The following is a 25,535-nucleotide window of genomic DNA, read 5'->3' as shown; positions in this document are numbered from 1 at the left end:
ATTGAAAAATAACGAGTTGGGGTTGTTTTGACAGACGCTCACCTGCCGGAATTGGAAGCCGGAAAACAGCGTAAATCATTGAAACCTTTGGCTGCGCTCTTCCCGTATTTGCTGGCGCACAAATCCAAGGTTATTGCCGCAACAGCTGCGCTCATCACAGCCGCAGCCGTCACACTCATCTTGCCAATAGCGCTGCGCTACATGATCGACTACGGATTTTCCAAGGATAATCCGGAGCTGATCGGTGACTATTTCCTTGGGATTCTGGTCATTATCGCAGTCCTCGCCACGGCAAGTTCATTGCGGTACTACCTCGTGATGTGGATTGGCGAACGCGTTGTCACGGATTTGCGGGCCAATGTGTTTTCCCACCTCACGAATCTCAGCGCCTCATTTTATGACAGCGCCAAGTCGGGGGAATTGATCTCACGGCTGACGGCAGACACCGCGCTCATCAAATCCGCCTTTGGGGCGAGTGCCTCCATTGCCTTGCGCCACATGCTGATGTTTTCCGGCGCCACCATAATGATGGTGATTTCCTCACCGCGCCTGTCTGTCATCGTGATTCTGGCCATCCCGCTCATCATTTTACCGCTGATCGCTTTTGGCCGATCGGTCCGCTCCCGCACCCGTCATGCGCAGAACACACTGGCAGACGCCGTTGCCTACGCCACGGAGGCCCTTGGCGCGGTGCGCACCCTGCAAGCCTTCACCAATGAAGACCGCACCGCCACGCGCTTTGCAAAGGATACCGAGCGCGCTTTTGGTGCCTCGCTTCACGCCACCAAGGCACGGTCCATCCTGATTGGCAGCATCATCCTCATTATCGCGTCCTCCATTGTCGGCGTTCTGTGGATCGGTGCCATGGATGTGGTCTCCGGACGCATGACCGGCGGCGAGCTTACACAGTTCCTGATCTATGCCATCATCGCAGCAGGTTCCTTGAGTGAACTCTCACAGGTTTGGGGAGAACTGTCACAGGCAGCAGGCGCCGCGGAACGACTCTCGGAACTGCTGGAGATTGAGCAGGAGATCAAGGCCCCCGCAAAGCCGGAGCAACTCGACAAGCCAGCGCGCGGTCATGTGGTCTTCGACAACATCAGCTTCTCCTACCCCACCGCAACGGAGGCAGGCGTCCTGAAGGAGGTCTCCTTCGAAATCCGTCATGGTGAAACCGTCGCTATCGTTGGCCCGAGCGGCGCAGGCAAGTCCACCATCTTCCAACTGCTGATGCGGTTCTATGACCCCCAGAGCGGCGAGATCAGGGTCGACAATCACGACCTGCGCCAGCTCGATCCGCAAGACCTGCGCAGTCAGATCGCGCTCGTGCCTCAGGACACGGCGATCTTTGCAATGACCGTTTCAGAAAACATCAGTTTTGGTCGTTCCAACGCAACATCAACGCAAATCCGCGATGCTGCGCACATGGCCTTGGCCGATGATTTCATTCTCACCATGAAGGAAGGCTACGACACCCTCATTGGCGAACGCGGCATCACCTTGTCCGGCGGTCAGCGCCAACGCATCGCCATTGCCCGCGCAATCCTCAAGGATGCGCCAATCTTGCTGCTCGATGAAGCCACCAGCGCACTGGATGCAGAGAGCGAAAAGATCGTACAGATGGCACTCGACAAACTCATGGAAGGCCGCACAACCCTCGTTATCGCCCACCGACTGGCGACAGTGCTGAAGGCTGACCGAATTCTGGTGATGGAAGCAGGCCGGATTGTCGAAGAAGGAACGCACGACACACTGGTAGCCAAAGGCGGGCTCTATGCAAAACTGGCTCGCATGCAATTTGAGACCGGCGCACAGGCGTTGTCCGAGTAGCGACATAACCCATTGTAAAAAAAGAAAAAGGCCGGATCTACCGGCCTTTTCTTGTATCAATCATCCACTTCGACCGTGTAGTTCAGTGGCAACCTGCCACCATCGGCAAAGATGGTTTGACCGGTAATGTAGCTCGCGTCATCCGACGCCAGAAACGCGGCAATCCCGGCGATTTCTTCCGGCTCACCAATACGGGCCATGGGCGTACGCGACATGACACGACGGCGCTTAGCCTCATCCTCATTCACCGCAGCCATCATCTCAGTGTTGATGGAGCCCGGCCCAATGCCGTTCACGCGGATACCAAAGGGCGCCAGCGTCAGCGAACTGGCCTTAGTCAATTGATTTAGCGCACCTTTTGATACGCAATATGCAACCTGCTCAGCAATCGCGACAACGCTGTTGATGGAGGACATATTGATGATGCAGCCCGGTTTACCGCCGTTCTCAACCCGCTCTACCATATGCTGCCCCACAATCTGTGAGCACAGGAACGCGCCCTTGATGTTCACATCAAGCACATTGTCGAAGGCATCTTCCTTTAGCTCAAGAAAACTGCCGGTCGCGACGATACCTGCATTGTTCACAAGAATGTCGATTTCACCATATGCATCAAGGGTCTCAGCAACCAGATTGCGTACATCCAGACGCTCGGCAACATTGCAGCTGACAAATGTTGCTTCCCCGATTTCGCGCAGCTGTTCTTCTGCAGCCAGACCAGCCTTTTCGTCATGATCCGCCAGAACCACACGAACACCGTCTGTCACATAGCGTTTTGCGACAGCAAAACCGATACCACGTGCAGCACCGGTAACCACCGCAGTTTTTCCTGCAAGAGACACTATGATACCCCCAGCTTGCTCTTAAATTCGCCGGGGACTCTAGTCATTTGGCCCCGGCGTGTCGATGAAACGCCCCGTGGTATCTGGGTATATCTCGCTAACTACGATGATTTTACAAAGCCTTTTTCATTGAGAGCGCTGGCGATTTCTTCAAGGATCATCGGATCATCAATGGTCGCAGGCATTTTGTATTCCTGGCCGTCAGCGATACTCCTCATGGTGCCCCGCAAGATCTTTCCGGAACGGGTTTTGGGCAGTCGGTCGATCACCAGAACTTTCTTGAAAGCGGCGACAGGGCCAATCTGCTCTCGCACAAGCGCAATAAGCTCCTTCTCAATGGTTTCAGGGGTGCGGTCCACCCCATCCTTGAGCACCACAAAGCCACAGGGAAGCTGGCCTTTCAGCTCATCCGCAACACCAATGACCGCGCACTCCGCAACGTCCTGGTGCCCCGCCAACGCCTCTTCCATCGCACCTGTAGAAAGGCGGTGCCCGGCCACATTGATGATGTCATCGGTACGGGACATGATGAACAGGTAGCCATCTTCATCCAGAAGACCTGCATCCGACGTCTTGTAATAGCCTTTAAACTCAGAGAGATAGCTATCAACAAAGCGCTCTTCCGCATCCCATAGCGTCGGCAGACAGCCCGGTGGGAGCGGCAACTTCACCACGATATTGCCCAGCATGCCAGCCTCCTGCGGCTGCCCGCCCTCGTCCACCACATCGATGTGGTAACCGGGCATGGGCACCGTCGAGGAGCCACGCTTTACAGGCAGCGGACCTAACCCCAGCGGGTTCCCTGCAATGCACCATCCCGTCTCGGTTTGCCACCAGTGGTCAATCACCGGAACGCGGAGAATGTCCTCCGCCCAAATTATCGTATCCGGATCCGCGCGCTCTCCGGCAAGAAAGAGGGACCGCAAACCTGTGACATCATAACGTTGCAGGTGCTGCGCGCTCGGATCTTCCTTCTTGATGGCGCGAAACGCAGTAGGTGCGGTAAACAGCGAACTGACTTGATACTCAGAGATCACCCGCCAAAAGGCGCCCGCATCCGGCGTACCCACAGGCTTTCCTTCATAAAGAACAGTCGTGGCCCCGTGCAGCAAAGGGCCGTACACGATGTAAGAGTGCCCAACCACCCAGCCAACATCTGACGCTGCCCAGAAAACCTCTCCCGGTTCAACACCATAGAGATTTTCCATTGTCCATTTCAGCGCAACCATATGACCGCCATTGTCGCGCACAACGCCCTTGGGTTGCCCAGTGGTTCCAGAGGTGTAAAGCACATACAACGGATCCGTTGCAGCTACCGGCTCGCATGGCACCTGCCGCCCTGCGGACAGCGCCTGCTGCATCAGCATTCCCAAATCGTTGTCCCGGCCGATCTTCAAGGCCGCGGTTGCCTGTTCGCGCTGCTGGATGAGGCAGGCCTCAGGCTTGTGCGTGGCCTGATCAATGGCGTCGTCAAGCAAGGGCTTGTAGGGAACAACGCGCCCCGGCTCGATACCGCAGGAAGCTGAAACGACAAGCTTGGGCTTGGCGTCATTTATGCGTGTAGCAAGCTCATGAGCGGCAAACCCACCAAACACAACAGAGTGCACGGCGCCGAGACGAGCGCAAGCCAACATGGCCATCACCGCCTCTGGAATCATGGGCATGTAGATGAGGACGCGATCCCCCTTCTCCACCCCATGATCCTTCATGACAGCTGCCATGGCAATCACGTGATCAAGCAGCTTCTTGTAGCTGTATTTCTTCTTGGTATTGGTGACTGGACTGTCATAAATCAGGGCGGGCTGCCCCGGACGCCCGCGTGACACATGACGGTCAAGGCAATTGTAACAAGTGTTGCACTCGGCACCGACGAACCACCGGCCGTAGGCCCCAGCAGTCTCGTCAAAGGCCTTGTCCCATGGCTTCATCCAATCAATCGACCCAGCAGCTTTTTCCCAAAAGCCGACCGGATCGCTTTGCCAAGCCCCGTAAACCTCTGCATACCTGCTCGCCATTCCCAGTCCTCCCAAATCTATGGCTTGCTGATGGAATGCTGCGCACACCAACGAACCTGCCGTTAGAGTGACACAGGATGACCTAAAGGCAAGCTAGCTACTCTCGTAAATTCGGATTACTGTTCTTCAGCGATGCAGCACCCCTCCTTGCATTCCTTAGTGTACAATGTCACTAGTTGTGCCCCGCCCCTCTCCAGCGAATGACCATGCTCCCGATCAGCGATCCCCTTTTTTACCTCTATGCCATCCCTGCCGTTCTCATCGTCGGTCTGTCAAAGGGCGGCTTTGGTGGTGGCATTGCGCTCATCGGCGTACCACTCATGAGCCTTGCGGTCTCACCCATTCAGGCAGCCGGAATAATGTTGCCGATTCTGCTGGTCATGGATGCTGTTGGGCTCTTGTCCTACCGGCACAGCTTCAACAAGCCTGTGCTTTTTCTCATGATCCCTGCTGGATGCGTTGGCATCACGATCGGCTGGGCGACTGCTGCCTATGTGACCGCTGACCATGTGCGCCTTATCGTGGGTGTTGTATCGCTCGCATTTGTGCTCAACCACTGGCTAGGCTCAGCCTCACTTGATGGAAAGTCAAAAGAGAACAAGCTGCTCGGTGGCTTTTGGGGAATGGTGGCAGGCTTCACCAGCTTCGTGAGCCACTCCGGAGGCCCGCCCTACCAAATGTACACGCTCAAGCTGGGCATGCAGCCTGTGCTCTACGCCGGTACTTCAGTTGTGTTCTTTGCAGCCATCAACGCCGTGAAGGTGATCCCCTACTTCTTCCTCGGCCAGTTTGACACAACAAACCTTGCCACCTCAGCGGCTTTGATGCCTCTGGCTCCCCTCGCCACCTATGCGGGCGTGCGCATCGTACGGGTTATCGATCAAACGCTGTTTTATCGCATAACCTATATCGGCGTGTTCTTTGTTGCCCTTAAGCTCATATGGGATGGCTTAGTCGGCCTTGGTTACTTTTGAATCTGGCTGCTTCTGGTACTTGTCATCGCTTACGATGATGATCAGCGTATGGATGAAGTCCCGAAGGGGCATATCATACTGGGCAGCCAGCTGTTTCACTGTCGTATCCGGATCTTGCACCTCAATACCGGAATGGCGCAGATCATAAAGCAGGTCCACCGTCCTGCGGTCCAGCCGTTCAGCGACGACCGCAAGTGGCTCTTCGGAAACCTGAGAAACACGCACCTCCAAAAAGCGCTCGTAAGTGCGCCCGTCAAAGGCGTAGTAGACCAGCGGAAAACCGAGTATGGACAGCGCGATTGCCCATGTGATCAAGCTACTGCGGAGCTTGGGCCACAACGTCCGTCGGTTCAGATATGCATGCACAACGCCTGGGATTATGACCAGCAGCAACAGCCATTGGCGACGAAACTCATATTCTTCACCATGGGAGAACCAGTAGGCACCAAATAGCAGCACCACCATTATGCAGAACAGGCAACCGGCCAACACCAGTGTGTCTCTGTAGTGGTGAAGCTTTGTAAACATGGATGGCTCGGCTGGAAATATCATACCGGACTCCGGTCCGACGACTCAGTAAACATGACATGCACCCGCATGTGCCCCATTAGTAACCATTCTTCGGCCTCGTAGAACTTGCGCAAATTGTCGCGAGGTCAAATGCGCACACTGTGGGTATTTCTAATGGGTCGCCATCAAATGGCTGCTTTTGAGGGAGCACAAACGCAATCACTGCGAAATATCAGAGTTACTGACCTATTTTTTTACTCGATTATGCAAGAAAAGAAAAAAACCGCGCATTTAGCTCAAAGATAAAATGCCGTGATATACAATCACAATTGAAATTTCACGTGTATTTCCGAGTAGTCTGCACGACTTGGAGGCCACGACCTAAATCGTTTTAAGCTGCGAACGATCTTTTCACAAACTCAAGGCAAGAACGTCAAACAACACAGAGCAAAAAAGGCAACCCACAATAAAAAAGCGCCAGAGCTGAGCTTTGGCGCTTTGAAAAATTAGGATGCTACGAGAAGCTAATGCAATTCCTTTTCGGTTCTAAGCTTCGAAATCTCATCCTTGATCTGGAGCTTGCGTCTCTTAAGCTCGGACAACTCAAGGGAATCTGTAGAGGGATGGTGAGCAGCGCTTTCAATTTCGCGCTCAAGGGTGGCATGACGGCGTTCGAGTTCGGACAGATGAGAGTGGATGGACATTGGTGCAAATCCTCCTGCCGTTGATGTCATTACCCTGTCATCTTGGCACTAAAATTTCAGCTTGTCGAACCATGAGTGGCTGTAATTTTAGGGTGATATACAACGCAGAATAACGCGGCCTCTACTTTAAATGATCTGCATCAAATTACTTCACCGTTTAAGGACCATTGAATGAAGAACGGGATAGGGTGTTAACCAGAGAAGCACCTGATAACGCGGCGTGATATTTCTGAAGCAGAAAATCTTTTCCACCATTGCCCACAAAACGCGGTATACTTGCGCAAATCAGAGGTCGCAGAAGGCTGCGACGCCATGACACACGAAAGCTGCACTGAGAAATGTCATCCGTTGAGCCCTTCCAAAACGAAGTACGGCAAAAACTTGTCGAGTTGCGTCTTGAACACCGCGATCTGGACAGTTCGATTCAGGCTCTCATAGAGACTGGCCGGGCCGACATGCTTCAGCTGCAGCGCATGAAAAAGAAGAAGCTTCAACTCAAAGATCACATCAAACAGCTTGAGGCTCAGCTACGCCCGGATATCATCGCGTAGCGCCGAAATTCAGCCCAATAGCATTTGGGCTTCAACCGCTTGCGCGAAGGCACTTCATGCCTATAATCCGCGCATCTTTTCACCGCCAGCGAAGGAACGATTGATGGCAGAGGCCAGCCGCCCACCCGTTGCTATTATCATGGGAAGCCAGTCTGACTGGGCTACAATGAAGAACGCCGCCGACACGCTTGATGCCCTCGGCGTTAAACACGAGGCCAAGATCGTTTCTGCCCACAGAACACCAGAGCGGCTCTACGAGTTTTCAAGGAACGCCCGCGAGGACGGTTTCAAAGTCATTATCGCAGGCGCAGGGGGAGCAGCACACCTGCCCGGCATGGCCGCTGCCATGACCCCACTGCCGGTGTTTGGCGTTCCTGTCCAATCCAAAGCCTTGAGTGGTCAGGACAGCCTGCTTTCCATCGTGCAAATGCCCGCGGGAGTGCCAGTGGGAACATTGGCCATTGGCCGTGCAGGTGCCGTAAACGCCGCGCTGATGGCCGCCGCAGTTCTCGCACTGAATGATCGCGAGCTGGCCGACAGGCTGGATACATGGCGCGCCAACCAGCGCGACTCTGTTGCAGAAGCGCCCGTAGACGAGACAGACCAGTAAGGATTTCAGATCATGAGCACCTCTGAAAAGGTTCTGAAGCCTGGCGATACCATTGGCATCTTGGGTGGAGGCCAATTGGGACGAATGATCGCGCAGGCCGCAACACGGCTCGGCCTCAAGTCCCACATCTACTGTCCAGATGCGGACAGTCCAGCGTTTGATTGCGCCGCAGAAAAGACAATTGCGGCCTACGACGACCTGGAAGCATTGGAAAAGTTCGCTGCTAGCGTATCAGTCGTCACCTACGAGTTCGAGAATGTGCCCGGCGAAACAGCTGACTTTCTGGAAGCGCGGTGCACCGTACGCCCCGGTCCACTGGCGCTCACCGTTTCTCAGGACCGGCTTGCGGAAAAAACGTTCCTGCGAGAGAAAGCAGGCGTTGCGGTTGCGGGCTTTTATGCCGTGGACACTGATACGGATCTGAAGACAGCCCTGTCATTTTTTGATGGACAAGGTGTGCTGAAGACAAGGCGCTTTGGATATGACGGTAAGGGGCAGGCCATGATCCGCTCCGAAGAGGATGAGGCCAACGCCCTTGAAGTGATTGGCAACCAGCCCGCAATTCTGGAAGCCCTGATCCCGTTTGACAAGGAAGTCTCCGTAATCGTGGCTCGCGGCGTGGATGGCGACATCCGCTGCTATGATCCTGCTGAAAACATTCACACAAACCACATTCTCAAGACCTCGACCGTGCCAGCGGACATTCCACGGGAAGTCGCGACCGCCGCACTGGAGATGGCCGCACAGATTGCAGCCGGTCTTGAATATGTGGGTGTCATGGGCGTTGAGATGTTTGCCGTCGCCAATGAGGAAGAAGGCTACGATCTCTTGGTGAACGAGATCGCCCCCCGCGTACACAACTCAGGTCACTGGACCGAAGACGCGTGCCCGGTTTCTCAGTTCGAGCAGCACGTCCGCGCAATTGCAGGCTGGCCGCTTGGCAACCCGGGCCGCACCAGTGATGTGGTCATGGAAAACCTGATTGGACATGACGCAGATGCTTGGCAGAGCATCCTGAGCGAGCCGAACGCCCGCCTTACCCTTTATGGCAAGGCAGAGACCCGAGACGGCCGAAAAATGGGGCATGTCAATCGACTGACAGCGCTCACACCCTGATCAATGTAAAAAAGGCGGTTTCAAAAGCCGCCTTTTTCTTGGATCTTTGAAAGCCAGCGCGCCGCTTAAAACCGGACCAGCTTCCATTCCTTGCGCTTGTGAAAACGGACTGTCAGGACCACCGCGCAGAACATGAGCCCAGCCGCCAGTCCGGCCCAAATACCTTCCGGCCCATACCCCATCGGGAATGCCAGCACATACGCCATGGTGAAACCGATCGCCCAATACCCAATGATGGCAATTATCATCGGTGTTGTGGTGTCAGACATGCCGCGCAGTACACCTGCGGCCACGCCCTGCACACCATCGGCAAGCTGAAACAGTGCAGCAATTGCAAGAAGAGGAATCCCTAGACGCAGCACATCAGCTGCATACGGATTGCTTTCATCGAGATACAAGCCGATCAGCGCTTCTGGGAACAGCCAGAACAGCATGGAACCGATCACGGCGAAAAATCCCGCGAGACAAATGGCAACCCAACCTGAACGACGCAGCCCATCTTCATCATTGCGGCCAAGCGCCTGACCAACACGTGCCGTTGCAGCGTTGGAAAAGCCCACCGGAATCATGAAGGCAATGCCTGCCAACTGAACTGCGATGCCATGAGCCGCCAGCTCAAGCGTGCCAATCCATCCCATCATGAAGGCAGAAGCCCCGAACAAGCCCGTCTCAGCAAGCAGCATGAGAGAAATCGGCCAGCCCAAACGCAGTATCTCAAAGAACGCGCCCCAGTCCGCGCGCCAAATGCGCACGAAAACATCATAGGTTCTGACCTTCGGCTCCCAGAGAATGTACACGACAAGGAAAACGGCAGAGGCGATTGCAGTACCAATGGACGCTATAGCAGCCCCCAGAATGCCCATTTCCGGAAAGCCCCAATGACCAAAGATCAGGCCGTAGTCCAAAACGGCGTTCACCACCGCGCTGACGAGCGTCGCCCACAACACTATTTGTGCCTTCTGAATACAAGTCAGGAAGCACCGTAGCGCGACAACGATGAGCGATGGGTACATCGACCACTGCACAACGCGCAAATATTCACCAGCGATTTTCGAAACCTCTGGGTCCTGCTGGAGGTAAAGCAAAATGCTCTCCCCATGCCAAAGCAGCACCATGCCCAAAGAGGTGTAGCTCACCGCAATCCAGATACCCATGCGCGCTGCGCGGCGCACACCGCGGACATCGCCCTGCCCTTCAGCACGGGAGGCAAGCGGCATTACTGCCTGAATGATGCCAAGGCCTGCAAGCCACGTCATGAAGAACAGCTGCAGTGCTAGAACAGATGCCGCAAGCTCTGTTGCACCCAACCAGCCGATCATCAAGGTATCGGTCGCATTGATTGCCATCTGAGCAAGCTGCGCACCAATCAATGGCACACCCAGAATCAGCATTGCCTTCGTTTCAGCGAGCCACGAAGAAAAGCCATGCCGCTTGCCGCTGGCATACTCTACCGGCGTCATATCTTGCTCCTAGAAATGTGAGCCGCAAAACCGCCGGCCGAACGGACCAACAGCGCAGAAGCTTTGCGGAAATGAAGATGGCTTGCCTCGCTTAAGCGAGGGTCAAAACCTCGGGGGCCGCAGGGGCAATGTCCAGAGGCATGAAGCTGGGAGCTGCTATGCCACCAAAAGCGAGGAAATGTCCAGAGGGAACTGCATGCCACTCTGTCGCTGTCTCATCAAGCGGCTCAGAAACCACAGTCAGATTGTTGGAGCACAGACGATAATAGAGGCTCGGGACGATGGAATCGCTCGAATAACGGATCGCGTAAAGCCGCTCCCCGTCGGAAATAGCTGCAGTCACACGCAAGGCGCAGGTCACACCCGCCTCGGTCATAAGCGCTCGAACCTTCTTCAAGACCTGCTGAACGGCGCCGTAAGGATCAACCTCAAAACCATGGCTCAGAATGGCCAGGAACAGCGCCTCGCTGTCTGTGGTACCCTGCCGGAACTGGTAGTAGTGATCGTTGATCAGGTTCTCAACACGCCGCCGCACCTTGTCATAGCCGCCGATTTGGCCGTTGTGCATGAACATGTACTTACCAACAGCAAACGGATGACAGTTGGCGCGTGACGTCGCTGTACCTGTAGAGGCCCGAACGTGGGCAAAGAACAGACCTGATCTGATCTGGTGTACCAAGCGCATGAGGTTGTCGTCTCCCCATGCCGGCTGGGTATCCCGGTAAAGCCCCGGCACCTCGCGCTCACCATACCAGCCGATACCAAACCCATCGCCATTGGTATCTACTTTGGCTTCGGTGCATCGGCGCGCCTGAGCAATGAGTGAATGGTCTGGACGCGAGATCAGGTCATCCAAAAAGATGCTCTCTCCGCGATAGGCCAACCATCTACACATTATAAGTTCTCCGAAAATGCAGCGCGCGCTTTGTTGCCGTCCCACAGTTTTAGGATAACAGCATCGCTACAGCTACATCTACTTGCGTACCGGAGTCAGTTATCGCCAGTTCCCGTTCGATTGTGGAAACGGGCGGCCAATCTGAGGATGGTGCGACTTGCAGTGCGTTCAAAGGCAAACGGCAAAACCGCATGCACCAAAGCAGCCAGCCCCACGGCTATCAGCAGCACTCCGGTTCGACCGGCGAAAGCAGCATGCTCAAAGTAGCTTTCCCCGACAGATGCGGGGTGGTCTCTAAAACTCTTTATAAGATATGCGATCACAACAGCCCCTCCTGAAACGTCAATTCAAGCCTACTAAACTCAGCACGGACACACGCCCCCTTAGTTCTGAGTGCATAGGAGTGGCAGGCAACAACTGGCAACCGCTTCAAACGGTAGAGCGCAGCTGCAATCGTCAATTTGGGCAAACCGCTAGCGACAAACCAATCTGTTTCCTTGCATCCACCCTCAACAATGAGGGTGAGCGCCCTATTCGATCCTCGTGTCAGGCCGTAAGCTGAGTCGCGCGCAGACAGAAATCCCCAGCGCTCCATTGAGTCTTTTTTGGATTAACCTCAGTTTCTACGAAGGCTTACGGATGCCAATCCCCTGACGGAGGCCGTCAATTCCACAAAACAGGCTACATACTTCATGAAGCTGTCTCACAAATCCCCGAGATTAAGGGGAGATCGGAGCTGGGGAGCCTCGCTGGATTTGCACATAAGTATTTGCACTATATCTAAGTAATATTGATGTCGAATACTATTAAAGCCAAATATTATTCCATCTCTAATCATTTCCATCTTGGGCAGAGGTGAAATAAATAGCCCACCCAAGGAGCTCCTTACCTAAAATTGACGCACCCAGCTAAGTGGGGCTTCAATTAAATCGCACTGAATCCACCTGTTCACGGTGGACAGACACAATCCATTCTGCTAGGAACGCGCAACATCAGGCGACGCATTAGCGGTGCACGTTCGCACTTTGCCGAACCACTGCTGGGCGCATCGTTCTTCATCAGTGTCTCGATAATCAAGCGCGGGAGATGTCTTTTTCAAGACCTCCAGCGTATGCAGCATAAGGATATACGCGTGCAGGTTCTCGTTCGCGATAACAACGTCGATCAGGCGCTCAAGGCGCTCAAAAAGAAGATGCAGCGCGAAGGCATCTTCCGTGAAATGAAGCTCCGTGGCCACTATGAAAAGCCATCGGAAAAGAAAGCCCGCGAGAAGGCCGAAGCAGTTCGCCGCGCTCGCAAGCTGGCCCGTAAGCGCGCACAGCGTGAAGGTCTGCTGGTAGGCAAGGGTCGTCGCTAAGACTGGCCCGATCCTGATTTCATAAAGAATCGGGGTCCGCAGATATGACAGTTTCTCAAAACGGACCCACCGGAAAAACCGGTTGGTCCGTTTGCTGTTTGCCTATAGCCTTTCCACTCGGGATTTGAGAGACTGAGATCTCTTGGTGGTTCACACAGAGGGTGGCCGGATGCGGCTTATATCTATTCTTCGCCAACACAAACCAATTGGCAACGTGTTGGGTACTGGGCTTTTGCTTGCTGGCCTTGCAGCTTGCCAAACAGGCGGCCTCGTCTATGACAACGTGGCAACCAATCCGGCGGCTGGTTCTGCGGCAAACATTTCTTCCCTGACAGAAGTAATCGAAGCCAATCCTCAGAATGCGGAAAGTTACAACACCCGCGGCATTGCTTATGCGCAAGCGGGTCGACTGGACGATGCCATTGCCGATTTCAATCAGGCAATCTCCCTGAACCCACGATACTACCAAGCCTATTCCAACCGCGCTCTGGCAGAGCGGCGCAAGGGCAACAACCAACAGGCAATTTCAGACTACACTTCTGCGCTGAACATCCAGCCAGACTACGTGCAGGCTTTGAATGGCCGAGGCAATACCTTCCGGGCCATTGGCCAGAACACGCAGGCACTGCGTGACTACAACGAAGTCATTCGCCTGGACAGCGGCAACGCACGCGCCTACCACAATCGCGGGCTGATTTACCAAAGCCAGGGCCAGCACCAGGTAGCGCTTAACGACTTCTCTACAGCGATCGGCATCAACTCACGCGCCTACTCTCCCCTCATTGCGCGCGGCGTTACTTACATGGCGCTGAATGACCCGAAGGCCGCATTGAAGGATTTCTCAGCTGCCACCGCACTCAACAATCGCTCTGATGCCGCTTGGGCCAACAAGGGCCGCGCAGAAGAAGCGCTTGGCGAAATGGTTGAAGCGCGCAAATCCTATATGCGCGCCATACAGCTGTCTCGCAGCAACCAGCTTGCGCGTGATGGGCTGAACCGCGTTGGCGGCAACGTTCCTTCCTAAAGAATCACGATTGTAAAGTCGCGGCGCTGTTCCATGCGCCGTGCAAGGCGCGCCAAATGCCAGCTATCCGGGCGGGTTAGCCAGCATCCAGTTCAGGGTCCTGCGCCAATCCAGCATGCGTATCGGCGTGCCATGTGAACCGGACTGAAACAGCGCAAACCGAACTGGGTACGCGCCGGGCAACTTCTTCACTTTGAGAAACAAGGCATGTTGGCGGGTCCAGTCATAAACCCGATCCTCGGAGCCGTGACCGAAGAAAATCGGCACCCGGCGCTTAACCGCTGCACTGGTGAGCAGCGTTTCATCGGTCGCGCCGCCCAAAAACAACAACCCGTCCACCAAGCTGGCGGTGTCCGGACTTTGCGCCAGCCGATAACATAACAGGCTGCCCATCGAACCACAGGCCACAAACACAGAGGCGTTGGGAGCCTCTGCCTTGTAGGTGGCAATAAGACCTGCAATCTCGTTCAAGCCCTGCTGTTCAAAGCCATTGAAATCCGGAGAGATGTACACCCCATCATTGCGGATCATGAGGTTTTTGATGCGGTTGAAGTTTCCCCCAAACGTGTTGTCGTTGGCACCTTGATGGCGATTCCCGCCTTTCCCGTGAAGGTACAGCGTAATCACACGCGTTTCTGCACTGGGTTTGCCAACACGAATGTGCGCAAGCCGCTGCCCATTGACGGTGACGCTGGTATCGCGCTCCGACCAACTCGGCTTGTGTGAGACATAGTCGCTCTTAACACGCCGCTCTGGCACCTGGTCTCGCCCCCGCAAGTCCCGCTCAATTTGGTAATCCACCACCACCAGCGACCCATCTGCGGATTGATCAAGGATGCCCGGATAGGCAAACAATGGATCCTTGTAGGGGCCGAGGGAAAATGCCAGAGCGCTGGTCGCAAGGGTGGTAAGGACGCCTGCAAGCGCCAGACGAGCGAGCCCCATGGCACGACCTTTTTTTGATAAACTAGTGAAATTCAAGTGACCCTGCCAGCGGTGCGCGTTCCCGAATAAAGGCGTTGCGATCCCACAGCGCTTCATGAAGCGACGCCTGCGCCAGACCATAAACGCGATACTCGATTTCGCCAACCGGCTGCATTCTCTCGAGTTTGCCTTGCAGTTCAATCAAGGCAATGCGCTGTGCCAAATCCCAGCCAATGCGATCACCAGCAATGAAGACCGCCACCTTGCCCGCTGCCGTTCGGCCATATGGCACGCCGTCAAGCAACTTGAACTCGATGAGCGGCTCTTGTTCTTGGTGGTAGTTGACCGCCATCAATGCGGCCATCACCATATAGTACGCGCTGCTTGTGTGCTCAGCCTGTGCGACGAGCTGCACCTGCTCGTCCAGCGACGGGACTGGGCCGAGCTGCTGCAGGGCCGCAACGAAAACAAGCTTTTCAGCAGGCGTCAGAACGCGTTGCCCAAGAAACGCGCGCGTGGCTTCAGGTGAGACCCCAAGGTCGCTCAGCGCTTCACGCATGCGCTCATTCAAAATGGTTGGATTCTCCACCAACATCTCCTGAATGCTGGCGGACGTCATGACACCGGTTACAGCCGTTCCCACGCCGCCTGGGATAAAGATCGTTGCAAGCCTGACAACCCGGTTGGACGAAGCGAACGACCACGCGGCCTTATCCAGCCCCGCCGAAAGCGGCGCAAACGTTGTGTATGGATCGACACCCAGCTTCACGGCGATTTCTCGGCGTGCACGGTCGCGCCCCACGACAGCTGCCGCTATCTTGGTGGAGGTAGCCTCGTCCTCGCGCTGAGGTCCAGCAGCAACCGGTGTTTCACCGGAGACCGTCTTCACTGTTCCATCAACAAGCTGCCCCAAATTCTCAGCGCTGTTGCTCAAAGTATCAACCGGGCTGCGCACCAGATCACCAAGAAAGGACAGTGGCCGCTTCACGGCTTCAACAGCACCATCTCCGGCAAGCGCGCCCCAATCGGTGCGCTCCAGTCGGCGCAAAGCGTCAAGCTCCTTGAGCCGTTTTCGCAACAAGGCTGTTCCACGTACAGGAAAGGTGCCGAAGTCCGTTTTGAGCTGAAAGGAGAACAGCGTGCCGGACCGCTCAATAGGAGCAAGGATTTCATAGCCCGGGCCGGAAATATCAATGCCCTCGTCCTGCAAGACCTGCTTGAAGGAGGGCTCGACGGTACCCTGCACCTTTGAGAGCGCATATGCTTGGGGGACCACGGACGCACCACCGGTTAACATGGCGACCAAAGCCATTAATCCTAGAAACCGAAACACGGCGCGTTCATCCTTTCCAAGCTTTGCAGCGACAGCCTTTGTCGGCGCTCATTGAGCATACCAAGGCTCTTGTCCAGAGTTGGGCTCCCAAACACAAAAACCACAGCAAAATGCTGTGGCTCTTGAAAACACGTGAGAAATTCGTGTGTCGCGTTAGCTGGCTGTAAACAGCAAGGCCACCATCGACAAAACAAATACTGCGCCGGGCATTGTCATCGGACTGTTTTTTGACACCACCCCGGCAACTGCCGCTGCAAAACTTGCAATGATGAGCAGCGTTCCCAATACGGAGCCTGCAGTGCCACCGAAAGCAATGACCGCAAGACACACTACCCAAGTCAGAACAATCGCCGAACCGATCTTTGCAAACTTGATGAAACCTTCGTAGGTATTCTCATGTTCGTTGTAGTCCATTGCCTTAGAGCTCCCGTCAGCCATAAGACCTCCCCATACACGTAATATTACTAATAATTCTATTAGCACCAAATCGAGAAATAATGCAACGCGCCTTTCGATTGACGCAGTAGAGACGGGATAACCTTAGGTCGCTTTGGTGATGTTACAGCCCGGCGGCTTTCAGAACGTCACTTTGCTTTTCGGCAAGCACAGCTTCATCGAACGCCTCAATCTGCTCGTTGAACAGCCGGAAGTAGTTCAGCTCTGCCTGGAGATGGAGGAACACACTGCCCAGGCCGATTGCCGCACGGTCCATGAATACGAAATAGCGGGGCACCCGCACGGGTCCCAACTCTTTCAAGGCCTGATGCACCCGAAACGCTTCTTTGCGGCCATAGGCACCGGGCGAAATGCCCTCAGCAATCGGACGCACCCGATCCGTGAGAAGCGGCCCATAAATGAACCGAGCCCAGATGTTCAATATCTCGATAAGCTCTTTCGTCAGCCCCTTAAATCCCCAGCGCTCATAGGCGGAAATCACCCGCGCCTGATCGTCCTCCAGCAGGCCGAGGTAAAGGTCCACGACGCCCTGAACGAACCCCGGCGGAAAGATGCGGATGCAGCCGAAGTCGAGCAAGTTGATGCCGACAGGACGGCCATCTTGTTCAAAGACGGTGTAGTTGCCCAGGTGTGGGTCCCCATGAATGACACCGTAGTGACTGAAAGGCGCCCACCAAGCCTTGAACATGATACGCGCGATCTCGTTGCGCTCTTCCAGCGCATGCTCCTTGTAGCTCAGGAGCGGATGACCGGAGAGCCATGACATGGTCAAAAGCCGCCGTGTGGAGAGTTCCGGCAATACTGACGGAATGTTGATCTCAGGATCTTGCTCGAAAATGTGCCGATAAACAGCAGCATGCCGGGCCTCACGAGTGTAATCCAGCTCTTCCCTGAGACGGTCGGAAATCTCTACGCCGATATCGGCGGTGTCAATGGCCGGACGCATGCGCCGATGCAGGGCGAGCAACATGTCGAACTGGGAAAGGTCAGCCTCAACGGCACTGTCCATATCCGGGTACTGCAGCTTGCAAGCCAGCGGATTCCCTGCATGGTCACTGGCACGGTGGACCTGACCCAATGAAGCGGCCGCAGCAGGTTGATGATCAAAGGACCCAAACTTTTCCTGCCAGCCCGCACCCAGCTCAGCCCGCATGCGGCGTTTTACAAAGCCCCACCCCATCGGCGGCGCGTTGCTTTGGAGGTTGGCAAGCTCGGCGGCATACTCGGGCGGAACGGCATCAGGGATGGTCGCAAGTAGTTGGGCCACCTTCATCATGGGGCCTTTGAGATTACCGAGAACCTCTCGAATTTCGGCAGCATTCGCGGACTTGTCGATCTCGGCACCAAACAGCCGAGCACCCGCCATTTTGGCAGCGAGCCCACTCATGTTGGCACCGACGCGAGCGTACCGTCCAACGCGGGCGCTGAAGCGGTTACCTTCCCGATCCCGTTCTACTGCCATTTGCACTCCAGATTCTCTGCTGCTCAATCTCCAAGCGGAGACGCAGTATGCCTTGCTAAACCTTAAAACTCATCAGCTTAGATAGGCTTTACTACGTAACAGGCAACCACGATGAGCGGCTGGTGTGCGTATTTGAAAGCAATAATGAGGTGTTTAAAGCGCCTTCATGAAATGCGCGAAGGAAATCAAGCCTTCCGGCCACGGCCCCTGGCCACTTTCCTCATTGAGGTGACCGGTCTCTCCCGCATCTTGCAGGATGATGCCCCATAGCTTCGCCAACTGCTCCGACCGCTCCCAAGTACAATAGGGATCGTTGCGGCTTGCCGTGAGATGAGCATGGAAAGGTAAGGCAGCGGTAGGCAGCGGGCCGAAATTGCGCAAACATTCTGGCACGCGCGAACTGTCGTCGACATCCGGGCAAGCAACCAGGTAGGCACCTTTAACCCAAGGCGCGATCTTGGGTGCAGCATGAACAACAGTTGCAACCCCCAGAGAATGAGCTACCAGAACCACAGGTTTGGTCGCTTTTTCCACGTCTGCAACAAGCTGATCAACCCAAGCCTCGACCTGTGGCAGCTCCCAGTCCTGCTGTTCTACACGGCGCGCAGTAGACAGCTTGGCCTGCCACCGGCTCTGCCAATGATCGGGACCAGAGTTTTGCCAGCCGGGAACGATCAGAACCTCTGCTTCAGATATCTTCATGATGCTGCCTCGCGTCGCGTGCGTGTTCTCAACGGTTGCGCCCTAGATATTGCGAAGTGCGCGCAGGTGCAAGCGGCAGGCACCGCGAAAGATGCAGCGCCATCAACAGTATTCAACAACTGAACAGTGAGTACTTACATCGGCGTTGGTGTCCCGCCGGTACGCGAGGGACCGAGCAAGGTCAACGTGTTACCACTCGGGTCCTTGAAATGGGCTAGAACGCCGCCCCATTCCTGCTCCTCCGGCTCGGTTTCAAAATGCACGCCGAGGGATTTCAGCCGATCATATTCATCGTAGATATCATCTACCTGCAAAGACGCGCCCACGAAGCGTCCGACATAAGACCGTCCTTCCGCATCCTGAGCGGTCTCTACGATGAGTTCTGCGTTGTCGAGCGCGGCACCAAAGGCGCCGAGCTCAGGCAATTCCCAGTGGAGGCTAAGCCCCATGGTCTCGATGTAGAAGGTTTTCGCGGCAGTCAAATCATCGACGAAAATTCTGAGACCATAGAGCTTCATCTTAATCCTCCTTGAACACCCGCTTGAAAATGGCGTCCACGTTCTTGGTGTGATAACCCAGATCAAAGCGCTCGCGGATCGCTTCCTCAGACAGGTAGTTGCGCACGTCTTCGTCTGCGAGCAGTTCGCTCAGGAAGTCTACCTTAGCCTCACCTGAGGTTTGATAGCTATCCCATACCTTCATGGCGTTGCGCTGCACCAGACGGTAGCTGTCCTCACGGGACGCGCCTGCCTGCGTAAGAGCAAGAAGAATGCGCTGGGAGTGCACGAGACCGCCAAGACGGTCCATATTGCCCATCATGCGCTCAGGGTAGACAACGAGATTTTCCATGACGTTGGTCAGACGAGCCAAAGCGAAGTCCAGAGTGACCGTCGCATCAGGGCCAATCATGCGCTCAACGGAAGAGTGAGAAATGTCCCGCTCGTGCCACAGCGCCACATTCTCCATGGCTGGCAAGGCATAGGAACGCACCATGCGGGCAAGACCGGTCAGGTTTTCAGTCAGAACCGGGTTGCGCTTGTGCGGCATGGCAGAAGAGCCCTTCTGCCCCTTGGAGAAAAACTCCTCCGCTTCCAGAACTTCGGTACGCTGCAGGTGGCGCACCTCAGTAGCAAGACGCTCAATGGAGGAAGCGACAACACCTAGAACCGCGAAGAACATGGCGTGGCGGTCACGTGGGATCACCTGCGTGGAGACAGGTTCAACACCCAGGCCCAGTTTCTCGGCCACATGCTCTTCAATGCGCGGATCAATGTTTGCGAAGGTGCCAACAGCGCCAGAGATCGCGCAGGTCGCGATTTCTTCGCGGGCAATCTCAAGGCGCTTTTTGCAGCGGTCAAATTCCGCGTAGGCCTGAGCCATCTTAAGACCGAAGGTAACCGGCTCAGCGTGAATGCCGTGAGAACGACCGATGGTAACAGTCTCTTTGTGCTCGTAGGCGCGGCGCTTGAGAGCAGCCAGCAGCTTGTCCATGTCAGCCAGCAGAAGATCTGCTGCGCGAACCAGCTGAACATTAAAGCAGGTGTCCAGCACATCTGAAGAGGTCATGCCCTGGTGAACGAAACGAGCGTCCGGGCCGACGATTTCGGCAAGGTGTGTCAGGAAAGCGATGACATCATGCTTTGTCTCACGCTCGATCTCGTCAATGCGTGCAATGTCGAAGGTCGCAGGACCACCCTTTTCCCAAATGACCTTGGCTGACTCTTTTGGGATTACTCCCAGCTCCGCCAAAGCATCACAAGCATGCGCTTCAATTTCGAACCAAATACGGAACTTAGTTTCCGGAGACCAGATGGCGACCATCTCAGGTCGCGAATAGCGCGGGATCATGCGTGTCCTCGTTTCTCAGGGTAATTCTCAGGCAGGGTTTATCAGGAGTGGCTCTGCGGCTCAATGGCCGCAACGGGTGTGCACTCCGTAAAACTGCAATAGTTACAAGTGTCCAGAGTGAATCCGCGGGAAGCAAAATAAGGCCTTTTTATGGTTCATTAACGACCACAGCCGTTTTCGCGCATGTCGATCAAAGGAATCGGTAGAGTTTGACTCCGAAACAGAACTCGAAATTCGCTTTGAAACAAGGTTTGCACATGGCGCACAATCGCATCGATCAGCCTAGAATTCGCTTCGAAGATTTGCCTCTGTCGTTCCGCATCTTCGTCTATGGTCAGATTCTGCCGATCCTTGCCTTGGGCCTCTACATACTGCTGGTGGACGCGCCCGCCTCTGCCGAGTCGCTGCTTTATGTTTTCTTGCCTTATGTGTTCACACCAATGGCGGCGCTTCAGTTGGCGCTGTTCTGGAAAGGCGCGAAGGACCTGCGCCTGAAGTTGAGCAACACTTCCTACTGACCCTCAGGTGGTGCGCAAGAAAGGCACCGTTTCATCCTTGCGCAGTGTCAGAACCTCAACACCCGAACCGGTAACCGCAACAGTGTGCTCAAACTGCGCGGAGAGTTTGCCGTCCTTGGTCACAACCACCCATCCGTCATCTTGGGTGACAACGCGGCGACTTCCTTGATTGAGCATTGGTTCAATGGTGAACACCATGCCCTCACGAAGCTTCAGTCCTGTGCCTGGTCGGCCGAAATTCAGAACGCTGGGCTCTTCATGCATCTGCTGGCCAATCCCGTGACCACAATACTCCCTCACAACGGAGAAACCATTGCGTTTGGCATGGCGCTCAATTGCAGAACCTATATCCCCCAAATGAGCGCCAGGGCGTACTTGCTTGATGCCATGCCACATGGCCGCCTCCGCGACTCTGACCAGCCTCTTGGCAGCCGGGGGCGCATTACCCACGACATAGGTCTTGCTTGAATCTGTGATGTAACCATTCTTCTCAAGCGTGATGTCCAGATTGATGATATCGCCATCTTGGATAATAGCCTCGGCGCAGGGAATGCCATGGCAGACCACATCATTGATTGAGCAGTTCAGCACGTACTTATAGTCATACTGACCCTTGCTAGCCGGGCGCGCCGCAAGATCTGAGGTGATGAACGCCTCAACCAGATCATTGACCTGCATGGTGGACATACCCGCCAGCTCAAGCTCATCAAGCATCTCGAAAACCGACGCCAGCAAGCCGCCGGAAATCCGCATCAAGGCAAGTTCTTCAGGTGTCTTGACCATATCAGGCTATGGCAACCTCAGCGTGACTGATCTGGGCCGCCTCAAGCTGCATCTGCACAATTTGCTGATAGGACATTGTCGGATTTGCTTCAGCTAGCATCCCGATCTTCATCCAGAACTCCGCCTGCGCGTTGATAGAACGACACATCACAGCACTGGCGCGACGTACGTCCTCGTGCAAGTCTTCATCGATTTTCACCAACCCCATTGGATCCTCCAAATATGAATATATATTTCGTATATGATTCATATATTAATCGCAACTGCGACAAGGAGGTTCGCTAGCTGCACTCCTGGGGTGCTTCAGTGTTTGCAGCTTCGGGAAGCTCAATGAAGCGCGCCAACAAGAAGTCCAACATCCGCAGATAGTCGTCTATTGTCGGGACAGGTCGAGCCAGCTGATCCGCATTTTCCGACTTCATGGCTGCGGCGGCCGAGAGCGCAAACCCGTTCGTGTAGTCCACGAGAAGATTGAGTAATGTGGGAACATCGCTCTCACGCACTCCGATCACCCGAAGTCCCGCGCGTATATCCTCTGTAAGGTTATGCATCACCTGAGTGTAGTAGCGAGTATCGGCAAACACGGCGAGAAGCAGGTTCGGATGGGCCAACACATTGCTGCAGTAGAGCTCCATGCGCGCTTTGAAAGACGGTAGGTCCACGATCGGGGTTTCCAGTTCCATCGCCTTCTCGTAGACGAAATCGACAAGGCTTGTCATGAGGCCAAGGCTGGACCCGACGTGGTGCTTGACTGCCATGGCGGTTACGTCCAGCTCCCGTGCAAGTGCACGAAACGTCACCCCAGCCTCGCCCTTTTCATCAAGAAGCTCGAGGGCTTTCTCAACGATGATTTGCTTGTTTAACCGTGCGCTGGCTTTCGCAGGACGCCCAACGGAACGAACCATTACTTGGCGTCCTTCTTGATGCGGTAGTGGGACTTTACGATGCCAGAGGCGTAGTCCTCGGTACTCAGCAATTCAAGGCTCACGTCCCTGCCTATGTTGCCGAAGAGCTTGCGCCCCTCTCCAATCAGCACTGGAACAGTGAACAGCCGAATGTCCTCAACGAGACCGACCCTCATGAAACTTTCGATAACCGCCCCACCATCAATGTAGGCGGTCAGCCAGTCAGCCCGCGCCAGATAGTCCATCAGGTCGGCAGGTTCTTTGTCCGTGATCCAAACGCGATCGCGCAAATGCTCGGGGACGTCCGCATCCGTCAGGGACTTGCTCATAACGAACACGGGCATGTAGTAGGGCCATTCGCCTTCAAAACTCAAAACGGTCTTGAAGGTGTTGCTGCCCATGATGAGCCCATCCATGCGCTTGATAAAGTCGTCAAACCCATGGTCCTCGCCTTCCTTGTTGTAGCGCAGCAGCCAGTCCATCTCGTTGTTAGGACGTGCGATGTAGCCATCCAAAGATTGGGCTATGTAAACGTGACCTGTCGTCATTCGGGGCTCCCTTGATAATTTATACAACGTATAAATTATCAAGGGCCAAGTTGCAACAAAAAGGCTCCGCACTTTTGCATATGCGGAGCCTTGGCTAACAATAAAGAAATTTACGAGCGTTTGATCAGCTCGCCTGATCCATCTCTTCCAGTTCATCGATGAGGCGCTCAATGACACTGAGACCCTTCTGCCAGAAGGTCGGGTCTGTGGCATCAAGCCCGAAAGGTGCCAGCAGTTCACTGTGGTGCTTTGTGCCACCCGCCTTGAGAAGATTGAAATACTTCTCTTGGAAGCCTTCCTCAGCCTCCTCGTAGACTGCATAAAGCGAGTTCACGAGGCAGTCGCCAAAGGCATAGGCATAAACATAAAACGGCGAGTGGATGAAATGCGGGATGTAGGTCCAGTAGTGCTCGTAGCCGCCTTCAAGATCAATGGCGGGCCCAAGACTTTCAACCTGAACTTCCATCCAGATCTCACCAAGGCGCTCGGAGGTCAGCTCGCCTTGACGGCGTTCTTCATGAACCTTTCGCTCAAAAGAATAGAACGCGATCTGACGCACCACGGTGTTGATCATGTCCTCCACTTTAGAAGCGATCATGATGCGTTTCTTCTCAGCACTTTCTGCACCATCAAGCAGATCACGGAAGGTTAGCATCTCGCCAAAGACGCTGGCGGTTTCCGCCAGTGTCAATGGCGTAGGCGCCATTAGCGCTCCGTTAGGACCAGCAAGCACCTGATGCACACCATGTCCCAGTTCGTGAGCCAGCGTCATGACATCACGCACCTTGCCCTGATAGTTCAACAACACATAGGGGTGCGCGCTTGGCACCGTTGGATGGGCAAAGGCACCCGGCGCTTTACCTGGCACAGAAGGCGCATCAATCCAGTTATTGTCGAAGAATTGCTTGGCAATCGCGGATAGCTCGGGCGAAAACTTGGAGTATGCCGTCAATACGGTATGCTGTGCTTCGTCCCATGTGATCAGTCGGTTGTCAGCTTTGGGCAGAGGCGCGTTGCGATCCCAGAAATTCATCTTGTCAACGCCCAGCCACTTCGCTTTCATGGCGTAATAGCGATGGGAGAGCCGCGGATAGGCCTCCCGCACAGCCTTCACCAACGCATCAACAACATCGCGCTCTACCCGGTTAGCAAGGTGGCGACTGTCAGCTACATCCTCAAACTTGTGCCAGCGGTCATAGGTTTCCTTGTCTTTGGCCAAGGTGTTCGTGATCAGCGTGAAGGTACTGAGGTTCTTGGCAAAGGTCTTGGAAAGTGCCTGCGCTGCGGCTTTACGCTTTTCAGGATCGGCATCCTGAAGAAGGTTCAGGGTTGGCTCAATGGAAAGCTCCTGCCCGTCAACTTCATACCGGGAGGAAGAAATCGTCTCATCAAACAACCGGTTCCACGCCGCCGCGCCAGATACATGCTTTTCATGGAACAACTGCTCGATCTTGTCGTCCAGCTGGTGCGGACGCTCCTTCCGGATGTCGTCCAACCACGGTTTGTAGTAGGAAAGTGTGTGGTCCTGAGCGGCGGCATCCAATACGGCGTCATCGATGCGGTTTAACTCCAGCCCAAAGAACAGCAGATGCACACTGGCGGCCGTTAGTTTTTCCTGCACATCGCCATAAAACTTTTGGCGCTTGGGATCCGTGGTGTTCTCCGTGTAGCAAAGCCCCGCGAACGAAGCGATGCGCCCCATGAGGTCTTCAAGTGCCTCGTACTCCTTGACGACTGCTGCCAGTTCCGCACCGGACCGCTTGGTAATCTCAGCGAGTTTACCCTTGTAGGCCGCTTCGAAGGCCTCGCTTTCCGCCTGACACCGAGCCAGGTCTTTCTGAACGCTCTCATCCTCCATGCTGGGATAGAGGGCTGTCAGATCCCAACGAGGAAGGTTTCCAAGGTCGGTTGCAGCACCCCCTTCAGCAGAGGAAGCGTTTGAAACCATTTGGAATTTCGAGGCGGTCAGGTAAGGCATTAGATGTCCGTTTTAGGTTCTTGATTAACCATGAAGTGCCGAGCTTATGAGATCGCGGCAAGAGTTTCTTAAATATGACCTCATTTCCTGAGGTTGCAACGCCATCTTTTGAGGCATCCCCTAGCTATCGAGTGCAATTTATTTACTAAACTCGCCGCAAGATGACCCGCAATGGCACAGCAAAAGTGCA

At 54.9% G+C, this 25,535-nt stretch carries 27 protein-coding genes; 8 read left to right on the top strand and 19 right to left on the bottom strand.

The window, feature by feature from the left end; all coding sequences use genetic code 11:
- Positions 1 to 27 precede the first annotated feature (27 nt).
- Positions 28 to 1,830 (top strand): ABC transporter transmembrane domain-containing protein, encoded by a 1,803-nt coding sequence (locus tag PUV47_RS18305; protein WP_274220040.1) that lies wholly within the window; start codon positions 28 to 30, stop codon positions 1,828 to 1,830.
- A 56-nt stretch (positions 1,831 to 1,886) separates the two neighbouring features.
- Here the strand turns inward: PUV47_RS18305 and PUV47_RS18300 are convergent, their stop codons facing one another.
- Both PUV47_RS18300 and PUV47_RS18295 read right to left on the bottom strand, forming a co-directional pair.
- The gene (locus PUV47_RS18300) at positions 1,887 to 2,672 is read right to left on the bottom strand and encodes an SDR family NAD(P)-dependent oxidoreductase (RefSeq protein ID WP_274220039.1); all 786 of its coding nucleotides are present in this window, start codon (positions 2,670 to 2,672) and stop codon (positions 1,887 to 1,889) included.
- A 101-nt stretch (positions 2,673 to 2,773) separates the two neighbouring features.
- Positions 2,774 to 4,687: a propionyl-CoA synthetase gene (locus PUV47_RS18295; protein WP_274220038.1), complete on the bottom strand. Its 1,914-nt coding sequence runs from the start codon at positions 4,685 to 4,687 to the stop codon at positions 2,774 to 2,776.
- 206 nt (positions 4,688 to 4,893) lie between these two features.
- On the opposite strand from PUV47_RS18295, the gene PUV47_RS18290 reads away from it, so the two are divergent.
- Positions 4,894 to 5,661 carry a sulfite exporter TauE/SafE family protein gene (locus PUV47_RS18290; protein ID WP_274220037.1) on the top strand — a complete coding sequence of 256 codons (768 nt, stop codon included), beginning with the start codon at positions 4,894 to 4,896 and terminating at the stop codon, positions 5,659 to 5,661.
- Here the strand turns inward: PUV47_RS18290 and PUV47_RS18285 are convergent.
- Positions 5,638 to 6,213, bottom strand: a complete 576-nt coding sequence (locus tag PUV47_RS18285) for a hypothetical protein (RefSeq protein WP_274220036.1) — start codon at positions 6,211 to 6,213, stop codon at positions 5,638 to 5,640. The genes PUV47_RS18290 and PUV47_RS18285 overlap by 24 nt on opposite strands.
- A gap of 482 nt (positions 6,214 to 6,695) precedes the next feature.
- Complete coding sequence (locus PUV47_RS18280) at positions 6,696 to 6,875, bottom strand: YdcH family protein (RefSeq protein ID WP_274220035.1); 180 nt, start codon at positions 6,873 to 6,875, stop codon at positions 6,696 to 6,698.
- Between the two features lie 338 nt (positions 6,876 to 7,213).
- Between PUV47_RS18280 and PUV47_RS18275 the strand changes: the two genes are divergently transcribed.
- From PUV47_RS18275 to PUV47_RS18265, 3 genes are all read left to right on the top strand, one after another.
- A complete protein-coding gene (locus PUV47_RS18275; RefSeq protein WP_274220034.1) occupies positions 7,214 to 7,426 on the top strand; it encodes a YdcH family protein in 213 nt (70 codons plus the stop codon).
- Positions 7,427 to 7,529: 103 nt separating this feature from the next.
- The gene (purE, locus tag PUV47_RS18270; protein ID WP_274220033.1) at positions 7,530 to 8,036 is read left to right on the top strand and encodes a 5-(carboxyamino)imidazole ribonucleotide mutase; all 507 of its coding nucleotides are present in this window, start codon (positions 7,530 to 7,532) and stop codon (positions 8,034 to 8,036) included.
- Between the two features lie 12 nt (positions 8,037 to 8,048).
- Positions 8,049 to 9,152, top strand: coding sequence for a 5-(carboxyamino)imidazole ribonucleotide synthase (locus PUV47_RS18265; RefSeq protein WP_274220032.1), 1,104 nt, complete (start codon positions 8,049 to 8,051; stop codon positions 9,150 to 9,152).
- 65 nt (positions 9,153 to 9,217) lie between these two features.
- On the opposite strand, the gene PUV47_RS18260 is transcribed toward PUV47_RS18265, so the two are convergent.
- The 3 genes from PUV47_RS18260 to PUV47_RS18250 form a co-directional block, all read right to left on the bottom strand.
- On the bottom strand, positions 9,218 to 10,612 hold the full coding sequence (locus tag PUV47_RS18260) for an MATE family efflux transporter (protein ID WP_274220031.1): 1,395 nt from the start codon (positions 10,610 to 10,612) through the stop codon (positions 9,218 to 9,220).
- 91 nt (positions 10,613 to 10,703) lie between these two features.
- Positions 10,704 to 11,507, bottom strand: a complete 804-nt coding sequence (locus tag PUV47_RS18255; protein ID WP_274220030.1) for a class II glutamine amidotransferase — start codon at positions 11,505 to 11,507, stop codon at positions 10,704 to 10,706.
- Positions 11,508 to 11,602: 95 nt separating this feature from the next.
- Entirely contained in the window at positions 11,603 to 11,830 is a 228-nt protein-coding gene (locus PUV47_RS18250; RefSeq protein ID WP_274220029.1) for a DUF6356 family protein, read from the bottom strand.
- An 809-nt stretch (positions 11,831 to 12,639) separates the two neighbouring features.
- On the opposite strand from PUV47_RS18250, the gene rpsU reads away from it, so the two are divergent.
- Both rpsU and PUV47_RS18240 read left to right on the top strand, forming a co-directional pair.
- Positions 12,640 to 12,864 carry a 30S ribosomal protein S21 gene (gene rpsU / locus PUV47_RS18245; RefSeq protein ID WP_028481160.1) on the top strand — a complete coding sequence of 75 codons (225 nt, stop codon included), beginning with the start codon at positions 12,640 to 12,642 and terminating at the stop codon, positions 12,862 to 12,864.
- 169 nt (positions 12,865 to 13,033) lie between these two features.
- Complete coding sequence (locus PUV47_RS18240) at positions 13,034 to 13,888, top strand: tetratricopeptide repeat protein (RefSeq protein WP_274220028.1); 855 nt, start codon at positions 13,034 to 13,036, stop codon at positions 13,886 to 13,888.
- Between the two features lie 63 nt (positions 13,889 to 13,951).
- Here the strand turns inward: PUV47_RS18240 and PUV47_RS18235 are convergent, their stop codons facing one another.
- The 7 genes from PUV47_RS18235 to purB form a co-directional block, all read right to left on the bottom strand.
- On the bottom strand, positions 13,952 to 14,833 hold the full coding sequence (locus PUV47_RS18235) for an alpha/beta hydrolase (protein ID WP_274220027.1): 882 nt from the start codon (positions 14,831 to 14,833) through the stop codon (positions 13,952 to 13,954).
- Positions 14,834 to 14,855: 22 nt separating this feature from the next.
- Positions 14,856 to 16,088, bottom strand: a complete 1,233-nt coding sequence (locus PUV47_RS18230) for a hypothetical protein (protein ID WP_274220026.1) — start codon at positions 16,086 to 16,088, stop codon at positions 14,856 to 14,858.
- A 210-nt stretch (positions 16,089 to 16,298) separates the two neighbouring features.
- On the bottom strand, positions 16,299 to 16,583 hold the full coding sequence (locus PUV47_RS18225) for an aa3-type cytochrome c oxidase subunit IV (protein ID WP_274220025.1): 285 nt from the start codon (positions 16,581 to 16,583) through the stop codon (positions 16,299 to 16,301).
- A 121-nt stretch (positions 16,584 to 16,704) separates the two neighbouring features.
- Positions 16,705 to 18,063 carry an ABC1 kinase family protein gene (locus tag PUV47_RS18220; protein ID WP_274220024.1) on the bottom strand — a complete coding sequence of 453 codons (1,359 nt, stop codon included), beginning with the start codon at positions 18,061 to 18,063 and terminating at the stop codon, positions 16,705 to 16,707.
- A 153-nt stretch (positions 18,064 to 18,216) separates the two neighbouring features.
- On the bottom strand, positions 18,217 to 18,765 hold the full coding sequence (locus tag PUV47_RS18215; protein ID WP_274220023.1) for an RBBP9/YdeN family alpha/beta hydrolase: 549 nt from the start codon (positions 18,763 to 18,765) through the stop codon (positions 18,217 to 18,219).
- Positions 18,766 to 18,899: 134 nt separating this feature from the next.
- Positions 18,900 to 19,283, bottom strand: a complete 384-nt coding sequence (locus PUV47_RS18210; RefSeq protein ID WP_274220022.1) for a VOC family protein — start codon at positions 19,281 to 19,283, stop codon at positions 18,900 to 18,902.
- Between the two features lies 1 nt (position 19,284).
- The gene (gene purB, locus PUV47_RS18205; protein ID WP_274220021.1) at positions 19,285 to 20,613 is read right to left on the bottom strand and encodes an adenylosuccinate lyase; all 1,329 of its coding nucleotides are present in this window, start codon (positions 20,611 to 20,613) and stop codon (positions 19,285 to 19,287) included.
- A gap of 257 nt (positions 20,614 to 20,870) precedes the next feature.
- Here purB and PUV47_RS18200 point away from each other — a divergent pair, with 257 nt between their 5' ends.
- Positions 20,871 to 21,131, top strand: coding sequence for a hypothetical protein (locus tag PUV47_RS18200; protein ID WP_274220020.1), 261 nt, complete (start codon positions 20,871 to 20,873; stop codon positions 21,129 to 21,131).
- Between the two features lie 3 nt (positions 21,132 to 21,134).
- Here the strand turns inward: PUV47_RS18200 and map are convergent, their stop codons facing one another.
- The 5 genes from map to PUV47_RS18175 form a co-directional block, all read right to left on the bottom strand.
- Positions 21,135 to 21,914 carry a type I methionyl aminopeptidase gene (gene map, locus PUV47_RS18195; RefSeq protein WP_274220019.1) on the bottom strand — a complete coding sequence of 260 codons (780 nt, stop codon included), beginning with the start codon at positions 21,912 to 21,914 and terminating at the stop codon, positions 21,135 to 21,137.
- Between the two features lies 1 nt (position 21,915).
- Positions 21,916 to 22,122, bottom strand: coding sequence for a ParD-like family protein (locus tag PUV47_RS18190; protein WP_274220018.1), 207 nt, complete (start codon positions 22,120 to 22,122; stop codon positions 21,916 to 21,918).
- Between the two features lie 73 nt (positions 22,123 to 22,195).
- Entirely contained in the window at positions 22,196 to 22,819 is a 624-nt protein-coding gene (locus tag PUV47_RS18185) for a TetR/AcrR family transcriptional regulator (RefSeq protein ID WP_274220017.1), read from the bottom strand.
- The gene (locus tag PUV47_RS18180; RefSeq protein WP_274220016.1) at positions 22,819 to 23,367 is read right to left on the bottom strand and encodes a dihydrofolate reductase family protein; all 549 of its coding nucleotides are present in this window, start codon (positions 23,365 to 23,367) and stop codon (positions 22,819 to 22,821) included. Before PUV47_RS18180 ends, PUV47_RS18185 begins: the two co-directional genes overlap by 1 nt.
- Positions 23,368 to 23,491: 124 nt before the next feature.
- The gene (locus PUV47_RS18175) at positions 23,492 to 25,315 is read right to left on the bottom strand and encodes a M3 family oligoendopeptidase (protein ID WP_274220015.1); all 1,824 of its coding nucleotides are present in this window, start codon (positions 25,313 to 25,315) and stop codon (positions 23,492 to 23,494) included.
- Between the last annotated feature and the right edge of the window lie 220 nt (positions 25,316 to 25,535).

Origin of the sequence: Pseudovibrio exalbescens (genome assembly GCF_028737195.1) — a bacterium.
Classification (GTDB): Bacteria; Pseudomonadota; Alphaproteobacteria; order Rhizobiales; family Stappiaceae; genus Pseudovibrio; species Pseudovibrio zosterae.
The sequence above is the reverse complement of the archived record's forward strand: the minus strand, read 5'-3'. Positions and strand labels throughout refer to the sequence as shown.

Excerpts from the sequence above, each read along its gene's own strand:
- map (WP_274220019.1), bottom strand. The coding sequence starts at position 21,914 with ATGGTCAAGACACCTGAAGAACTTGCCTTGATGCGGATTTCCGGCGGC.
- PUV47_RS18235 (WP_274220027.1), bottom strand. The coding sequence starts at position 14,833 with ATGGGGCTCGCTCGTCTGGCGCTTGCAGGCGTCCTTACCACCCTTGCG.
- PUV47_RS18210 (WP_274220022.1), bottom strand. The coding sequence starts at position 19,283 with ATGAAGCTCTATGGTCTCAGAATTTTCGTCGATGATTTGACTGCCGCG.
- PUV47_RS18220 (WP_274220024.1), bottom strand. The coding sequence starts at position 18,063 with ATGGCAGTAGAACGGGATCGGGAAGGTAACCGCTTCAGCGCCCGCGTT.
- PUV47_RS18175 (WP_274220015.1), bottom strand. The coding sequence starts at position 25,315 with ATGGTTTCAAACGCTTCCTCTGCTGAAGGGGGTGCTGCAACCGACCTT.
- PUV47_RS18255 (WP_274220030.1), bottom strand. The coding sequence starts at position 11,507 with ATGTGTAGATGGTTGGCCTATCGCGGAGAGAGCATCTTTTTGGATGAC.
- PUV47_RS18215 (WP_274220023.1), bottom strand. The coding sequence starts at position 18,765 with ATGAAGATATCTGAAGCAGAGGTTCTGATCGTTCCCGGCTGGCAAAAC.
- PUV47_RS18190 (WP_274220018.1), bottom strand. The coding sequence starts at position 22,122 with ATGGGGTTGGTGAAAATCGATGAAGACTTGCACGAGGACGTACGTCGC.
- PUV47_RS18240 (WP_274220028.1), top strand. The coding sequence starts at position 13,034 with ATGCGGCTTATATCTATTCTTCGCCAACACAAACCAATTGGCAACGTG.
- PUV47_RS18290 (WP_274220037.1), top strand. The coding sequence starts at position 4,894 with ATGCTCCCGATCAGCGATCCCCTTTTTTACCTCTATGCCATCCCTGCC.
- PUV47_RS18265 (WP_274220032.1), top strand. The coding sequence starts at position 8,049 with ATGAGCACCTCTGAAAAGGTTCTGAAGCCTGGCGATACCATTGGCATC.
- PUV47_RS18180 (WP_274220016.1), bottom strand. The coding sequence starts at position 23,367 with ATGACGACAGGTCACGTTTACATAGCCCAATCTTTGGATGGCTACATC.
- purE (WP_274220033.1), top strand. The coding sequence starts at position 7,530 with ATGGCAGAGGCCAGCCGCCCACCCGTTGCTATTATCATGGGAAGCCAG.
- purB (WP_274220021.1), bottom strand. The coding sequence starts at position 20,613 with ATGATCCCGCGCTATTCGCGACCTGAGATGGTCGCCATCTGGTCTCCG.
- PUV47_RS18285 (WP_274220036.1), bottom strand. The coding sequence starts at position 6,213 with ATGATATTTCCAGCCGAGCCATCCATGTTTACAAAGCTTCACCACTAC.
- PUV47_RS18200 (WP_274220020.1), top strand. The coding sequence starts at position 20,871 with ATGGCGCACAATCGCATCGATCAGCCTAGAATTCGCTTCGAAGATTTG.
- PUV47_RS18275 (WP_274220034.1), top strand. The coding sequence starts at position 7,214 with ATGTCATCCGTTGAGCCCTTCCAAAACGAAGTACGGCAAAAACTTGTC.
- PUV47_RS18295 (WP_274220038.1), bottom strand. The coding sequence starts at position 4,687 with ATGGCGAGCAGGTATGCAGAGGTTTACGGGGCTTGGCAAAGCGATCCG.
- PUV47_RS18280 (WP_274220035.1), bottom strand. The coding sequence starts at position 6,875 with ATGTCCATCCACTCTCATCTGTCCGAACTCGAACGCCGTCATGCCACC.
- PUV47_RS18225 (WP_274220025.1), bottom strand. The coding sequence starts at position 16,583 with ATGGCTGACGGGAGCTCTAAGGCAATGGACTACAACGAACATGAGAAT.
- PUV47_RS18260 (WP_274220031.1), bottom strand. The coding sequence starts at position 10,612 with ATGACGCCGGTAGAGTATGCCAGCGGCAAGCGGCATGGCTTTTCTTCG.
- PUV47_RS18185 (WP_274220017.1), bottom strand. The coding sequence starts at position 22,819 with ATGGTTCGTTCCGTTGGGCGTCCTGCGAAAGCCAGCGCACGGTTAAAC.